The organism is Paenibacillus sp. FSL R5-0341 (genome assembly GCF_037975235.1).
In the GTDB taxonomy this organism is placed as follows: Bacteria; Bacillota; Bacilli; order Paenibacillales; family Paenibacillaceae; genus Paenibacillus; species Paenibacillus amylolyticus_A.
Genome location: NZ_CP150241.1, coordinates 2,151,117 through 2,167,046 on the forward strand (window position 1 = coordinate 2,151,117; position 15,930 = coordinate 2,167,046).

At 46.8% G+C, this 15,930-nt stretch carries 15 protein-coding genes; 5 read left to right on the plus strand and 10 right to left on the minus strand.

All coding sequences use genetic code 11. The features are described 5' to 3' along the window. Positions 1–40 precede the first annotated feature (40 nt). Together MKX75_RS09855 and MKX75_RS09860 are read left to right on the plus strand one after the other, a co-directional pair. Complete coding sequence (locus MKX75_RS09855; protein WP_339169455.1) at positions 41–1,972, plus strand: ABC-F family ATP-binding cassette domain-containing protein; 1,932 nt, start codon at positions 41–43, stop codon at positions 1,970–1,972. A gap of 162 nt (positions 1,973–2,134) precedes the next feature. Next, a complete protein-coding gene (locus MKX75_RS09860) occupies positions 2,135–3,073 on the plus strand; it encodes a hypothetical protein (protein WP_076330400.1) in 939 nt (312 codons plus the stop codon). Between the two features lie 123 nt (positions 3,074–3,196). On the opposite strand, the gene MKX75_RS09865 is transcribed toward MKX75_RS09860, so the two are convergent. From MKX75_RS09865 to MKX75_RS09885, 5 genes are all read right to left on the minus strand, one after another. Continuing rightward, on the minus strand, positions 3,197–4,237 hold the full coding sequence (locus tag MKX75_RS09865; RefSeq protein WP_076330401.1) for a M42 family metallopeptidase: 1,041 nt from the start codon (positions 4,235–4,237) through the stop codon (positions 3,197–3,199). Between the two features lie 113 nt (positions 4,238–4,350). Next, positions 4,351–4,731 (minus strand): lipopolysaccharide assembly protein LapA domain-containing protein, encoded by a 381-nt coding sequence (locus tag MKX75_RS09870; RefSeq protein ID WP_145146832.1) that lies wholly within the window; start codon positions 4,729–4,731, stop codon positions 4,351–4,353. Positions 4,732–4,863: 132 nt separating this feature from the next. Further along, positions 4,864–6,654 (minus strand): oligoendopeptidase F, encoded by a 1,791-nt coding sequence (pepF, locus tag MKX75_RS09875; RefSeq protein WP_339169456.1) that lies wholly within the window; start codon positions 6,652–6,654, stop codon positions 4,864–4,866. 198 nt (positions 6,655–6,852) lie between these two features. Continuing rightward, a complete protein-coding gene (locus tag MKX75_RS09880; RefSeq protein ID WP_339169457.1) occupies positions 6,853–7,053 on the minus strand; it encodes a hypothetical protein in 201 nt (66 codons plus the stop codon). 3 nt (positions 7,054–7,056) lie between these two features. Then, positions 7,057–7,290: a hypothetical protein gene (locus MKX75_RS09885; RefSeq protein ID WP_017689395.1), complete on the minus strand. Its 234-nt coding sequence runs from the start codon at positions 7,288–7,290 to the stop codon at positions 7,057–7,059. Positions 7,291–7,452: 162 nt separating this feature from the next. Between MKX75_RS09885 and MKX75_RS09890 the strand changes: the two genes are divergently transcribed. Further along, complete coding sequence (locus tag MKX75_RS09890; protein ID WP_017689394.1) at positions 7,453–7,650, plus strand: cold shock domain-containing protein; 198 nt, start codon at positions 7,453–7,455, stop codon at positions 7,648–7,650. A 154-nt stretch (positions 7,651–7,804) separates the two neighbouring features. Here MKX75_RS09890 and MKX75_RS09895 read toward each other — a convergent pair whose 3' ends face one another. Together MKX75_RS09895 and MKX75_RS09900 are read right to left on the minus strand one after the other, a co-directional pair. After that, positions 7,805–8,977 carry an MFS transporter gene (locus MKX75_RS09895; protein WP_339169458.1) on the minus strand — a complete coding sequence of 391 codons (1,173 nt, stop codon included), beginning with the start codon at positions 8,975–8,977 and terminating at the stop codon, positions 7,805–7,807. A 40-nt stretch (positions 8,978–9,017) separates the two neighbouring features. Continuing rightward, complete coding sequence (locus MKX75_RS09900; RefSeq protein ID WP_339169460.1) at positions 9,018–10,358, minus strand: multi antimicrobial extrusion protein MatE; 1,341 nt, start codon at positions 10,356–10,358, stop codon at positions 9,018–9,020. A gap of 179 nt (positions 10,359–10,537) precedes the next feature. Here MKX75_RS09900 and MKX75_RS09905 point away from each other — a divergent pair, with 179 nt between their 5' ends. Together MKX75_RS09905 and pfkA are read left to right on the plus strand one after the other, a co-directional pair. Continuing rightward, positions 10,538–11,617 (plus strand): tetraprenyl-beta-curcumene synthase family protein, encoded by a 1,080-nt coding sequence (locus MKX75_RS09905; RefSeq protein ID WP_175623655.1) that lies wholly within the window; start codon positions 10,538–10,540, stop codon positions 11,615–11,617. Positions 11,618–11,670: 53 nt separating this feature from the next. Beyond that, positions 11,671–12,642, plus strand: coding sequence for a 6-phosphofructokinase (pfkA, locus tag MKX75_RS09910; protein WP_062833640.1), 972 nt, complete (start codon positions 11,671–11,673; stop codon positions 12,640–12,642). Between the two features lie 83 nt (positions 12,643–12,725). On the opposite strand, the gene MKX75_RS09915 is transcribed toward pfkA, so the two are convergent. From MKX75_RS09915 to MKX75_RS09925, 3 genes are all read right to left on the minus strand, one after another. After that, on the minus strand, positions 12,726–14,078 hold the full coding sequence (locus MKX75_RS09915; RefSeq protein ID WP_339169461.1) for an MATE family efflux transporter: 1,353 nt from the start codon (positions 14,076–14,078) through the stop codon (positions 12,726–12,728). A gap of 205 nt (positions 14,079–14,283) precedes the next feature. Continuing rightward, on the minus strand, positions 14,284–15,465 hold the full coding sequence (locus MKX75_RS09920) for a putative glycoside hydrolase (protein ID WP_076330473.1): 1,182 nt from the start codon (positions 15,463–15,465) through the stop codon (positions 14,284–14,286). Positions 15,466–15,625: 160 nt separating this feature from the next. Next, positions 15,626–15,814 (minus strand): hypothetical protein, encoded by a 189-nt coding sequence (locus tag MKX75_RS09925; RefSeq protein WP_029880762.1) that lies wholly within the window; start codon positions 15,812–15,814, stop codon positions 15,626–15,628. Positions 15,815–15,930 lie beyond the last annotated feature (116 nt).

Consider the following 15,930-nt stretch of genomic DNA (forward strand, 5'->3'; position numbering starts at 1 on the left):
TGATATTGAATTTTAATTTACAGAGAAGTGGGTACGAGCAATGAACATAATGACGGTAGAGCAAATTGCAAAAAGTTATGGTGAAAAAATATTGTTCAAGGATGCTTCATTTGGCATGGCTGATCAGGACAAGATTGGTGTCGTTGGGGTAAATGGAACAGGTAAATCCACGTTCTTGCGTGTGATTTCTGGTATGGAACCTGCAGATGCGGGACAGATCTCGATCGGTAATGACGTACGTATTCAGTTCCTGGCACAGAATCCGGATTTCAATCCGGATAATACGGTACTGCAACAAGTATTCGAAGGTGACAGCATGGAAATGAAAACCGTGCGTGAATATACGGAAACGATGGAATTATTGGAACTGAATTCGTCCGATCAAGCCTTGCAAGAGCGGTTATTACGCTTGAATCAGCAAATGGAGCAGCTTCAGCTCTGGCAGATGGAGAGCGAAGCGAAGAGCATTTTGTCCAAATTGGGTATTCGTCAATTCGATGCACTGATGGGCACATTGTCTGGTGGACAACGCAAAAGGGTAGCACTCGCTGCTGCGCTGATTCATCCTTGCGAACTGCTCATTCTGGATGAGCCGACGAACCATATTGATAACGATTCGGTCGTTTGGTTGGAGCAGTACTTGCAGAAGCGCCGCGGCGCACTGCTTATGATTACGCATGATCGGTATTTCCTGGATCGTGTGGCGAATGTCATGCTGGAATTGGATCATGGACGTTTGTTCCGATACGAAGCCAACTATACACGTTTCCTGGAACTGAAGGCGGAGCGGGAAGAACGGGAAGCCTCTTCCGAACAGAAGCGTAAGAACCTGCTTCGGACGGAGCTTGCGTGGATTCGTCGCGGTGCCAAGGCACGGACAACGAAACAAAAAGCGAGAATTGATCGCTTCGAACAACTCAAAGACCAACAAGGAATCCAGCGCTCAGGTTCATTGGAAGTATCGGTTGGCTCCACTCGTTTGGGTAAAAAGATTCTGGAGATCGAGCATCTTTCCAAATCCGTGGGTGGCCGCAAGCTGATCGAAGATCTGAGTTATATTGCCGTACCTGGAGATCGGGTAGGGATTGTCGGACCGAATGGTAGTGGTAAGTCCACGTTGCTACAGATGATATCTGGCAAGTTGGAACCCGATGCAGGCGTGGTTGATGTCGGTCCTACGGTCAATCTGGGCTACTTCACACAGGAGCATCAGGAGATGGATGAAACTCTTCGTGTGATTGAGTACATCAAGGAAGTTGCCGAGAATGTGAAAACAGCCGATGGATCTCTGATTACAGCATCCCAGATGCTGGAGCGCTTCCTGTTTACCCCAGCATCCCAGTGGACGCCAATCTCGCGTCTGTCCGGTGGCGAGAAGCGTCGTCTGTATCTGCTGCGTGTGCTGATGGCTGCGCCGAATGTATTGCTGTTGGATGAGCCGACGAATGATCTGGACATCCAGACACTCGCTGTACTGGAAGACTACCTGGATGATTTCCCTGGTGTTGTCTTTGTGGTATCCCATGATCGCTATTTCCTTGATCGTACTGTGGATAAAGTGTTGTCTTTTGAGGGCAACGGTGCTGTACGTGTACACGTCGGCGACTACAGTGAGTATGCGGAATGGATGCTGAAAAATGCGCCTGGAGCTGCTCAAGAGAGTGACACAGGAGCAGCGAAGGTGAAGCAGTCATCGGAGAAAACGGCTCCCGCTGTGTCAGCGGCTAAACCGAAGTTGAAATTCAGCTTCAAGGAGCAACGTGAATACGACCAGATTGATGAAAATATTGAAAAGGCTGAAGCCAATCTTGTCCGGATTAATAAAGAGATGGAAGAGTCGTTTAGTGATTCTGCCCGTCTTCAGGAGTTGATGGCTGAGCAGGTTGAGGCGGAGCGTCATCTGGACGAATTGATGGAACGCTGGACCGTTCTGAATGAACTTGCAGAGCAGATTGAACAGAGCAAGTCTTGATTTATGAGTAATCATCGCCCTTTCTTCCTTAGTGACGTTATGTCGCATAGGAGGAGAGGGTGTTTTTTTGTCTGCGAATTTGCGATTTAATGTGAAACGTTTAGTATATTCATTACGTTGTATAAGTAAAGAATTCCATAGAAGGGAGAGAACACCACACTTATGTATAAGGAAATTAATGAACAGTTGGCAGTGCTCAAGGAAAAGGGGAGAATTTACGAGAAATGGACCAAGCGTCTGCTGAAGCTTCAAACAGAGGAAAGCGAATGGGAAGCAAAGGTAAAGCGTCGGCTGGAGCATCTCCAGAAGGAGCAGAAGGACGTTGATCGACTGAACAGTATGACATTGTCAGCATTTTTCTATCAACTGATTGGCAAGAAGACAGAGCAGCTGGAGAAGGAAGAGCTGGAACTCATGGAGAGCAAGGCTGCATACGACACTGCTTGTCGCATGTTACAAGACGTACAGGAGCAACGCATTCATGTGGAGCAGGAGTTGGAGGGCGGGCGGCAGTATCAGTACTGGCAGAGTGACTACAACGCTCTGTGGGGGAAGAAGGAAGGGCGTCTGCTGGACCGGGATGAGGAATTGCAACAGATGGCTGAGAATCGGGAGCATCTGGCGAGCGAGCTACAGGAACTGGATGAAGCTTTCCGGGAGGGAGAATATCTGCTCTATGCCCTTGAGCGTGCAGAGAAGGCTTTGGCTTCGGCAGGCAATTGGGGCGTATATGACATGATGGGTGGTGGAGTGATCTCCACACATATCAAGCGAGGACGAATGGATGACGCGCAGGTCGCGATCATGGATGCAGGTAAGCGTCTGCGACGTTTTCAGAAGGAACTGGAGGATGTAGAGATGGCAGTACACGCGGATCTGCATCTGGGAGGTCTGCTTTCATTCGCAGACTATTTCTTCGATAACCTCTTCGTGGACTGGATGGTTCAGGACAAAATTCGCAAAGCCGAACGTCAAGTGAAAGATGGACTGAGCGCGGTTAGGAAGACGATGCATGTGCTAAGAAATGAAATGCGTGACCATAAGACAGAGTTGGAGATATTGGATCATAAATATCATGCATATGTGGAACAGGCAGATTAAGAGACATGACAAAAAAAGACACTTCCAATAGCACACCGATTTATTGTGCTTGGAAGTGTCCTTTTTGGTTAGACAAGACTTATGGATGTCACCATGATGATTTCGTAGAAAAATGATGCTCTTTTACTTGGTTGTGATGTAGGCAGCGAGCAAACGTGCCGTATTCAGGACAGCATCCTTATGTGTACGCTCCATGGAATGAGATGCGTGGACCCCTGGACCGATCAGTGCGGCTCGGATATTGTTTCCACCGCGTAATGCTGCACTGCCATCGGAGCCATACTGGGGATAAATGTCCACGACGTAATCCATGCCATCTTGTTTGGCCAGCTCAATGAGACGGCTGGTCATATCATAGTCATACGGGCCAGAAGAATCTTTGGCACATATGGAAACGTCGGTTTCTTTACAACTGAGGTCATCACCCATCGCACCCATGTCTACGGCGATCATTTCACTGATTTCCGCAGGGATATATGATGCGCCATGTCCGACTTCTTCGTAGTTCGAGATGAGCAGAGAGACGTTATGTAATGGTTTCCAGCCCTCACGATGTGCAGACTCAAGGATGCCGAACAGCGCAGCTACACTGGCTTTGTCATCCAGGTGACGTGATTTGATATAACCACTCGGCGTGATGACTGCACGAGCATCGAAGGAGATAAAGTCACCGACAGCGATCCCGAGTTTCAACACATCTTCCTTGGAGGAGACGACTTCATCGATGCGAACTTCCATATGGCTTTCGGTCCGTTCAAAGGTGCGTGCATCCGGATAGACGTGTACAGACGGGTGAAGGGAGAGAATGGTGCCTGTGTATGTTTTTCCATCCCGAGTATGGATGCTGCAGTACTCGTTTTCGATACTTTGCATGGAAAATCCACCAACAGAGGTTAGTTTCAATGTGCCGTAAGATGTAATGGAGCGCACCATGGCCCCTAGCGTATCCACGTGGGCGCTCAAAGCAATCGTCTTGGACGAATCCTGCCCTGGCAATGTAAGTACTGCACCGCCCTTGTTATTCAGCTCACAGGCGATGCCCAGTGATTCTGCTTCCTCGCGGATCATTTCGATAATATGATGGGTGTAACCACTTGGACTTGGTGTGTCCAGCAATTTTTTCAGAAAAGACAGTACGTAAGATTCATCAATCGTAAAACTCATTGTTTAATTTCCTCCTTGGAACGTGGGTATGGTGTGAAACAAAATACAGCCTGTCTGGGGGAGTGAATGTGATACTACCATTCCTGGCTCGCCAGCAGGCTGTCTCTGATTGGTTACAGTGTTCCCGTAGGGTTTCCTTTGCGCTGACTCTGGATCGAATCATTCTCCAATAGGCTGTCGGATTCATTGGAATCAAGCGAATCCATCGATTTGAAAGAATCCAACGTAGATTTGTTTGTCGCGGAACTTTCCAATTCAGATACACGCAATTTCAATTGTTTGTTCTCGCGTTGCAATCGGTATTGGCGATAGATGCCATATGAACCTACAATAATTCCACCGATCAGGGTACAACCGAGAATGAGCAAGATCAGCGGAATTTGTACCGTGTTAAATAACAGGTTCACTTGTACGGAATCCACATTAATGACCGCAAAGATCCCCGTGAGCAGTGCAAAAACGAGACCTGCTATGAGTGCCCATTGCATTTTCATGGTGTTGCCTCCTTGTTGAACAATTGAGAACTAGATATGCATTACCCATATTCGAGTATGTTGCATCTTGTATTGATGATAAAATCCCCTGCCCAAACGGGCAAGGGATACAGGTCACATGGAAAGACAACCTTATTTGGTTAGCTGCTCCATCTGTTCAATCAATTCCTTGAAGACACTCATAGCTTCACGAATCGGCTGTGGTGTAGACATATCCACACCGGCTTTTTTCAGAATGTTGATGGAGTAATCACTGCCACCGCTCTTCAGGAAGCCAAGATAACGGTCAACAGCCGGTTGGCCCTCTTCCAGGATTTGCTTGGAGAAGCTTGTCGCTGCGGAGAAGCCTGTAGCATATTTGTAAACGTAGAAGCTGTTATAGAAGTGGGGAATACGAGCCCATTCCATTTCAATATCTTTGTCGACAACCATGTCTTTACCGTGATATTTAACGTTCAGATCATAATAGATCTCGGATAACAATTGTGGTGTTAATGCGTCACCTTGTTCGGCACGCTCATGAATGATTTTCTCGAATTCAGCAAACATGGTCTGACGGAATACCGTTGTACGGAATTGATCGGCATAATAGGTCAACAGATACAATTTTTCCTTCGGATCTGTTGATTTATTAAGCAGATAATCCATGAGCAACGCTTCGTTGGTTGTAGATGCAACTTCAGCAAGGAAAATGGTATACTGCGCATCGCGATACGGAAGTGTTGTATCCGAGTAATGTGAATGCAGAGCGTGACCCATTTCATGTGCCAATGTGAACATGCTGTTCAGGTTATCTTTGTGATTCAACAAGACATATGGGTGAGTGCCGTAAGCGCCCCAGGCATAAGCACCTGAACGTTTATTTTCATTCTCATATATATCGATCCAGCGGTTATCATATCCAGTCTGCAATGCGTCTGCATAGTCCTTACCGAGTGGTGTCAGGCCATCTTTGACAGTTTGTTTCGCTTCCTCATACGTAATATCCATTTTGTACTCATCTACGAGCGGAGCGAACAGGTCATACATGTGCAATTGATCCACACCAAGCAACTTTTTGCGCAGGTCCATATAACGATGTAATAACGGAAGGCTCTCGTGAATGGTGTCTACCAGATTGGTATACACATCCGTTGGAATGTTATCTCCATAGAGGGACATTTCCATTACGGAAGGGTACTTCCGTACATTGGCATAGAACATATTTTTGGTTACATTCGCATTTAGGGCAGCCGCAATTGTATTCTTCTGTTTGGCATAGGTTTCGTATACCGCTTTGAAGGCACGTTCGCGAACTTCACGATTCGGATTCTCAAGGAATTGAATGTAGCTGCCGTGTGTCAGCTCAACTTCATTACCATGTTCATCCTTGATTCTCGGAAACTTGAGATCGGCGTTATTCAACATGCTAAAGATCGTCTGTGGTGCTTGTGAAAGGTTGCCTACCTGAGCAAGCAAAGCCTCCTCGGTTTGGCTAAGAACGTGGGCTTTTTCCCGTTTCATCTCTTCCAACGTAAATGTATATGCTGAGAGTTTTTCGTTCGCAATGAACGCGTTCAACTCATCGTCAGGAAGGGAGAGAATCTCCGGTGTGACAAAAGAAAGTGCTTCACCAACCCGTACGCCTAATTTCTGGGCTTTTTGGGACAGGTTTTGATATGTAGGATTCGCTGTGTCTTCATCTTGATGCATACGTGCATACACAAAGAGGCGTTCTATTTTGAGGCTGATCTCATCTTCGAACTCGAAGCAAGATTTGAGTACGTCAGGTTGATTCAGTTTGCCTTGAAATTCGGAGGCCTTCTTGGTCAAAGACGATACTTCTTCATATTCCTGATCCCAGGCATTCTGATCGGCAAATAAATCTTCCAGTTTCCAGCTATGCTCGGCTGGCACCTCGGAACGTTTCAATAATTGACTCATGGAAATCCTCCTTTGATGATCTGATGAATGGTTGGACGAAGCTGCCTTCGTCGCGCTCGCTTGTGTGGAGAGAGACGAAGGAATCAGACTAAGTACCAGTATAACAGATAGCGATTTTTGGTATTTCAACGGCCTTCCTCCTTACGATACGAATAATCTCGTATAGTATGACCTTAGGCACGTTGAAATATTTGAGCATCAGGGTCCCGTGATTAGGTTCCCCATGTTATACAAGAAATAAACGATCAGGAAAAAGGCGAAACAAATGAGCAGGGTAGCAATAAGCGCCATTCCCCGTCTTAGTCGATCCGGGATGGAATTGCGTCCCAGAATAAGCACAATACCAAGGGAAAAGGCAAGGATAATAAAGATGACGACATTGCTTGAGTCAAGCGGCATGGGTTAGACCCCTTTGAAGGCAGCCATCAATTGACGCCATTCATCCTCACGGTTCTCAAAATCTGCTTTTGGGAAACGGCGTTCAGCCCAGTGCATTAACGCAGGACGGCTAAGGAAAGTATGGCATTCTTCGCCCCACTCTTCCGAAATTTCTCGCAGTACGAGATATTTGCCCTGAACTTCTACAGTCATCATATTCCACTTGTCTGTTTTGTATATTTCATGTTTTTTTATCATAGGTAGTCTCCAAACTAACGGTTTTGGTAAAATGATACCGTACCCTACGATTCAAAGCAAATTTTTTCGACATTTATGGAAAGATAAATTGCAAAATGGAAGCCCATACAGTATAATAAGGGTATTCGCCATAGATGGCGATATTTTTAGGAGGTTTTTCATTTGAAAGGTACAGTTAAATGGTTTAACGCAGAAAAAGGCTATGGCTTTATTTCAGTTGAAGGCGGCGAGGACGTATTCGTACATTTCTCCGCAATCCAAGGAGACGGCTTCAAAACATTGGAAGAAGGTCAAGCGGTAGAATTCGAAATCACTGATGGAAACCGTGGTCCTCAAGCAGCTAACGTAAACAAACTGTAAGAATTTATCCGGCTAACGGACTTCTTATACATGATAAATTGATAGCTGAATATTAAGAACCCAAGCACAGTCCCCTCAAGGGAGGCTGTGCTTTTTTTGATTCTACATTTTGGGTGCGAATATCCGTTGCATACGGTGTGGGTTCCCTGTGTTTTCAAGACGCACGATGGGTCATGCTGGACCATAACTTTATTCCGAAACCGATCAGGGCAGCCAGGGAGAAAGCCATGGCGGTGAGATAGAAGGTTTGTCTGCCTGCATGTTCCAGGATCAGTCCGCCCAACGTGCCACTTAGCAGTCCCGAGGCACTGGACCACACGATAGTGAACAAAGCCATACCTGTAGCTCTGTAGCTATCGGGAACAAGGCGAATGATGTAGCGGACAGCGGTAACGTAGAAAATACCGAAGGTAACGCTGTGCATCGTCTGAATGGCAACGACAGCTGCAGGTGTATCGGATATAGACATGAGAAGCAAACGAACCGTATACATCAGTGCAGCAAAAGCAATAAGCGGCAGTTCTTTATACCGGTTTCCATACTTGCTAAGCAGCAGGAATATGGGGATCTCACTTACGGAAGAGATCAGCAAAGACCAACCGATCAGCCCCTCGCTGGCACCCAGCTCTTTTAGCGTGATGGTAAGAAAAGCTTCGTTCATCCGATGTCCCATGGCTAGCAAAAATACACAGCCAAAAAAGGTGAGCACATCTCTGCGTTTCAAAATAGCCCATAGCCCCGAAAGATCCATTTTACTACTACTTCCCGAAGGTTGATCCTTCAATTGAAAACTGATAAGTAATGTTGTCGCAGCGAGACCGACACAAACCCAGATCGTCCATCCTGGACCAAAAGATCCAAGGAAGTACCCGATACTTAATGCGAAGAAGGCATACCCAATCGATCCGAAGACTCGAATGGAAGTGAAATTTCGACCATACTTGCTGGCCGTTGTGATAGCCATCGTATCGGAGAGTGGATAGACGGGATAATAGAAAAAGTAAAACAGGGTCACGAGTACAAATACCTGACCGAAAGTCGTTGCATTGGCGAGCATGATACCTGTTATCAATTGACCACCAAGCAGAATAATCATCACTTTGCGTACCGTTTGGTAGCGGTCGCTGGCCATGCTCCAAAACATATTGGAGAACACAGAGATGAGGGGCCCGATTCCGTAAAGGTAACCGATCTCCACCCGGCTAAAGCCCAGATGACTAAAGTAAAGTTGGAAATAGGATACCACCAGAACGGTGGAACCGAAGATGGTGAACATGAGAGCCCGCAGCCAGTTCTGATCCGGGCGGGCGTTGTGACTTAATTTCATGATGAGAGACTCCAATCCTGATAACAGTTCAATGATTTTATTACCCCTTCAGGGATGACGATTTACTGGTAGACGGCACGGACATTGTAGGTTCTTGCTGCGTGCGCCGGATAACAAGCCAGACAATGATAAGTTCGGCGAGCAGGCCAAGGGATTGGGCAACAGCACCAATCATGCCGTTCCAGGCAGGAAAAATACTAACAAGAATAAGCAGTACAATTACCGTGCAGATGGCATTCGCCGTTTGTGAACGAAACATCGTTTTCGTCTGACCGCGGAGAAGAATGATGCCATTGCTGAAATCCAGAAAAGGGAAGATCAGCGGAAATAAGACGAACGCACGCAGTGTCCAGAGACTTTGTTCCAACAATTCACCCTGCACGCTCATGATATTTTCGAATACCCATGGTCCCAGGGGGGTATAGGCAATCGACACCGTCATTGCAAACGGGATAAATCCCGTGACAAGCGCGAATTTCCGTACCAGTTTGGCGTCTACAAGGTAGAAATTAAGCACGATCTGATGGATGTATGTAAAAAAGCTTAGCATTAACTGCATCAGACTGCTTGCTATGGCAAAGGAAGAAATGGCTAGTGCAATCCCGGTCGTTTTGCCAAGTACGATGTTAATGACCGGTCCTATAAACAGCGCGACAAAGCTGGATAACAACAGCGGCTTATAAAAGCGAAATACGTCTCCCTTGCTCTCGACGGGATGATCCTCTAGCTTGGCGGGCATCTTGCGCTTGATGCTGTTTCCCTCCAAAAAGCTGACCAGCGCTTCAATCATCATGCCAGCAGCAAAAATGATAGCGCCTACACGTCCGCTGTTAATGCTGTCTGTATATATGAAATACAGGGATAGTCCATACATGCCGGCTAAACGGAATACCATGCCAATTGTTAACCACTTGGTTCGGTTATTCGTAATGATGATCCCTTGATAGATGTTGCGGATCACCGAAAAGATACTCACATACATGAGGATTTCATATACATCAATGACTTTGTTCAGCAGATCCGGACTTACACCAAACAGGTATTTGAATACCCCGGTACCCACGGGAGAGTATACGATGAGAAAACCAATGAGAAGCACACAGGCAAGAAATATTTTGGTCACAAACGTGAGGGCCTGAAAGGAAAGGCGATCGCGAACCAGTGCGGAACAGGTTTGCCGCAGCAGGGTGGAGGGGCGTTCGGTGAGGGTTAACAAGCTACCGGCGATAGCATAGCTGGCAATAACCGTCTCGGGATGAGCGGAACGTGCTAATGTGCTGTTTATAATGACGTGAGAAATGGTGACGAGAGAGGCGGAAATGCCAAGTGGCACAAAAAAAGAAAATAACCGTCTCCACGAAAGTGATTCACTTGACGACATGTCAACGACTCCTTTGATGGATGAAATATGCCTAGTATATCACAAAGCTTTGAACGCCGATGCGATTTTTTGTGCGGAATATGCGGCAGATCATTTGTACAATTAAGGGGATCATATTATAATAGGAATGGTTAAAAATCGCTCTAATACGTATTCAACCAAGTGGAGGCACATTTATTTTGAGCCAATCAAATCGAAAACGTCATCAATATCCGCGTGGACCGCTGGCATTGATGAGAGGGGTGTACAAATACACCATTCCGGAAACACGGAAGGCATTGAATGGATGGCGTGCCCAAGCTGAGGCGATTCCGAATGAGGAATTGCGTACACAGGCACTTGCCAGTCTGAAGGATAAGCAGTTCCACTGTGAAGGCGGAACCGTCTACGCTCTAGCTGATTTGCCCAACAGACACATTCTGATTCCGCTGATCGTTTCATATCAAACTATTAGTGATTATTTGGACAATCTGTGCGACCGCAGCACCTCGATGGACCCGGATGACTTTCGTCTTCTCCATCAATCCATGCTTGATGCGGTAGATCCCGAAGCAATTCCCGTCAATTATTATGCCCTCCGTGAGGAGCAGGATGACGGTGGATATCTGCGGAATCTGGTGACCACATGTCAGGAACTGACCCGTCAGTTACCAGGCTATGCGTCCGCCAAGCCCCAAATTCAGGATCTGGCAGGCCTATACACGGACCTGCAGGTATATAAGCATATCAAGCCGGAACTGAGAGAAACGGCACTGCTCGAATGGTGGTCGGAGCACCGCCATCGCACACCTCAGTTTCGTTGGAACGAATTTGCTGCTGCAACTGGCTCTACACTGGGCGTATTCATGCTGTTTTTGGCTGCGAGTGACGATCAGTTGACCGAAGAGCAAGCGGCCTCGATCCACACGGCCTACTTCCCACATGTATGCGCATTGCACATTATGCTCGATTACTTAATTGATCAGGATGAGGACCGCATCGGGGGAGATCTCAACTTCTGCAACTATTATGAGAATGTTGAGACAATGCTGGACCGAATTGCTTTTATTGTGGAGATGGCACGCAGCGATGTGCAGAAGATTCCGGGAAGCTCCTTTCACCGGATGATCATCGAAGGACTAATTGCCATTTACCTGTCTGATCCCAAAGTCAGCGAACAGCAGGAAGTTCGCGTCGTGTCCAAACGTCTGATGAAGAATAGTCCAATGACAAGAATATTTTTCTTCATTTTCAGTCGCTGGATACGGAAAAATATGTAAGTCAGGTGTGTTGTTACGGAGCCTGAAGTGAAACTAGAGGAGGAAGAAACATCATGACAGCAGTAAAGAAAATCGCAGTATTAACGAGCGGTGGTGATTCACAGGGGATGAACGCAGCTGTTCGTGCGGTTGTTCGCAGCGGACTGTTTCACGGTCTCGAAGTGTACGGAGTCCAACGTGGATACCAGGGTCTTTTGAATAATGACATTTTCCCAATGGATTTGCGTAGTGTAGGGGATATCATTCAACGTGGGGGAACGGTTCTTCAATCGGCACGTTGCAAAGAGTTCTACACCGCTGAAGGTCAGCAAAAAGGGGCGGACATTCTGCGTGCGCGCGGCATTGACGGTCTGGTTGTTATCGGTGGAGATGGTTCCTACAACGGAGCGAACAAACTGAGCAAGCTGGGTATTAACACCATGGGTCTGCCAGGAACGATTGATAACGACATTTCATTCACTGACTATACGATCGGATTCGATACAGCTGTAAGCGTAGTGGTTGATGCGGTGAACAAATTGCGTGACACAATGTCTTCACACGAACGTTCTTCCATCGTTGAAGTTATGGGTCGTCACTGTGGTGATATCGCTCTGCATGCCGGACTTGCTTCGGGCGCTGAAACGATTCTTGTTCCAGAAGTCCCGTTTGACATGGACGAAGTGGCAGATCGCATGAAAGCCAACTTTGCACACGGTAAACGTCACAGTATTATCATTGTTGCTGAAGGCGTGGGCAAGGGTGAGGATGTAGCGAAAGAATTGATGGAACGTTGCCCGACGTATGAGCCGCGTGTAACCGTTCTGGGTCACATTCAGCGTGGCGGTACGCCAACACCTTTCGACCGTAACCTGGCAAGCCGTCTGGGCGACTTCGCTGTTCGCAGTCTGATTGCAGGCGAGACAGACAAAGGGTGTGGCATTATCAAGGGTGAGCTTACCTTGACGGATATCGATAAAGTGGTTAACACAAAAAAAGATTTCGATATGGAGACTTACGAGCTTGCACAACGTTTGTCCCAATAATTCGATTCATAAGCAAAGAGCACAATCCCCTATGGACGAGGATTGTGCTCTTTTTGTTGTTTTCAGGATTTAGTACATCGATGCTAGACCTTGCGGAGTGCGGCTTGTTTTTGTACCAGGAAGAGTCTCCAGAGAAGCGCTGTTGCTCCTACAGCAAGGCCGGCAATGAGTCCGATCCAATATCCAAAGGCGCCGAGTGAAGTATACGTAGCTGTAAGATAACCTACAGGCAGACCAATGATCCAATACGCAACGAACGTAATGATCAGTGCCGGATTAACATCTTTGTAGCCCCGCAATGCTCCCTGAGTCGGTGTGGCAATTGCATCCGAGATCTGAAAGAAAATGGCGTAGATGAGGAAATGCTGCGTAAGTGCAATGACCTCTCGATCGTTTGAATATACGCCTGCAATCTGTTCGCCAAACACAATCAACACAATAGCTGTCAGTAGTGAAAGCCCGATGGCTCCACCAATTCCAAGCAGGCTGTATTGTTTGGCGTCTCTCAGACGTCCTGCACCTGCTTCAAAGCCCACAAGGATCGTAAGAGCCATACAGATGCTCACAGGCAACATGTAGAGCGTAGAAGCGAAGTTCAGTGCCGCCTGATGGGCAGCGATCGTTGTGGTGTCAAAACGGCTCATCATTAAAGTTACAGCAGCGAAGATGGACGTTTCGAAAAAAGTTGCGAATCCAATCGGCACACCAATCTTGAGTAACTCTTTCCACTTCGCCAAGGATACACGGGTCCATTGACGGAAAATACCGTATTTGGCGAAAGGTTCGACCCGATGCACAAAAAAGAGACTAATGAGAAAAATGAGCCAGTACGTACAAGCTGTAGCGACTCCAGCACCAACACCGCCCAATTGAGGGAAACCCCAACGGCCGAATATCAGCAAATAATTCAAAAAGATGTTAACGGGGAGAGAGACTAACGTAATGAACATCGTAGTCCGCGTCTGGCCGAGTGCATCCATGAAGCTGCGCAGCACCGTATATCCGAAGAGTGGGATAATGCCAAAAGCGAGTGCACACAGAAAATAGAAGGCGACTTGGGCAACTCGGGGTTCCAGAGGCATTCCGTTTAGTATAGGACCAAGTAACAACGCCCCAGCTCCGATAACGACGAGACTGACCGCAATTCCGAGATACAACGCCTGTATGACGTTATACCCGATCTGATCATTACGTTTGGAACCTAACAGATGTGAAACGACAGGTGTTATACCGATTAAAATCCCACTTAGTCCAGTTTGAACTGGCATCCACAGACTTGTACCGATTGCAACGCCTGCAAGGTCGGCCGGGGAAAACTTGCCTGACATATTCGTGTCGAAGAACGACATGGCCGAGAGGGCGATTTGAGTGGTGAAGATGGGCAAAAATATAATCAGGAATTGCTTCACTTTTTGTGAAAAGCTTGTTGTGTTCATGTTCACTGGCAGTGCCTCGCTATTCTAAAGAGATGTCATCCAAGTGTCATATATGGACAGCTATTTATTGTAGTGGATTTTGTTGAGTTTGAATAGGGACAGAAGCAGAGTAGGGGTGTACAGAAAAAAATCAGCACCAAAAAAACCTCGCTCCGCTTCAAGCGGAACAAGGTTGGATGAATGGAGAAATATGAAAGAGTGCGGATTACTTATATTGTACACCTGACGTGTATCGGTTAGAGGCATTCCAGAGCAGATATTCATGCACATCCATGTCTTTCATTGCTCTAATCTGGTCTTCCACTTGTTTCTTGCCATACTTGATATAATGTCCACTGCCCAGCCAGCTTGCTGTGAAGTCCTGGATCCACGGACGAATGACGGGTTTGAGTTCCTTCGTAGGGTCCAGTTTCTTGTGTGTGTCTTGCATCGAGCCCTTGATGGTCGTGTAAGGATCTTTGTCAGGGTCCTTTACCCCATACCAGCCAGTTGAATAGTGACTCGGGTATACCATGGGTGAGATGACATCCACATTTTCCGATATTTTAACAAAGTCCTGTCCAATACCTTCAGCCGCAGGTACAGAAGCTGCATAACCAAAAATATCAACCGAGACACGAACACCTAGCGGTGCCAGTTCCTTACGTGCATATTGCACGAATTCAGCCACAACATCGACGCGTGACTTGTCGGATTTGGTATATTTCAGTACATCGGCACGAGTTTCAAACCCTTCCGGGAAACGAACATAGTCAAACTGAATCTCTTTGAAACCAAGTTTGGCCGCTTCCTTGGCAATCTCAATATTGTAGTCCCATACTTCCTTGCTGTACGGATTCACGAAGCTATCGCCCTTGCCATTCGCCCAAACGGATCCATCCTTGTTTCGGAAGGAAAGCTCTGGATTCTTCTTGGCAAGAATGGTGTCTTTGAATACAACGACACGTGCAATGGGGTAGACCTCGTGTTTTTGTAATCGTTTCATCAAGGCATCGATATCGCGAATAAAGGGTTGCGATTTGCCCATTTTCTGTAGCGCTTTGTTTTCTGTGGGATAAGTTATGTATCCGAGATCGTCTTTGATATCGATGACCATGGCATTCAGTTCTGTATTGTCTGTCAGATCCAGCAATTCTTTCATACGTGCGCCGCCGGCGCTGTAGGCCGTTACATAAATACCTTTGACCACGGGTGCGTCAGGTTGTGGATCGATTTTGGCAGGTGGATTATCGGCATCAATAACGACCTGATCTTTTTGAGATTGGATAATTGCGGTGTTGAAACTGTTGGTTAACGATTGGAACTGGGGATTTCCCTGGTCCGCCACTGCGGGGGCACCACCAAAGCTTCCAAAGGCCATAGCCAGTAAAGCCCAAAACATGTTCATTCATTTCCACTCCCTTATGTGCATTCCATGTATGAATTATACATTAAAGCCTCCGGGCTTTTAACCATATTAATCAAGTAATGAAACACATGGAAAAAATGAAAACCGCTTCCTGCTGAGGAAATCCCCAGCAAGAAGCGGCGCGATCAATCTAAAAAAATTATTGAATGTAAATCTCATTTTGATGCTCACAAATACTGTACTGAATGATTTCCATTGCGTCTCCCTGTTCCAGGATGCCCAGCCCATCCCGGAGGACAATCAGTGAGTCGAGTTCATTCGGTTTCAAGAAAGGGAGCATTTCCGGGCACCATCTGTTGACAATCTCAAACAGTTTTACCGTTTCCATATCCACATTAATCACCCTTTCCTACTCGAATTCCAAAATGGTAAGTCATTCGGCGCGATTCGGGAAAGCATATGGCCTGTGAAAATTGAAGGGTTGAACCTGCTATACAACATATT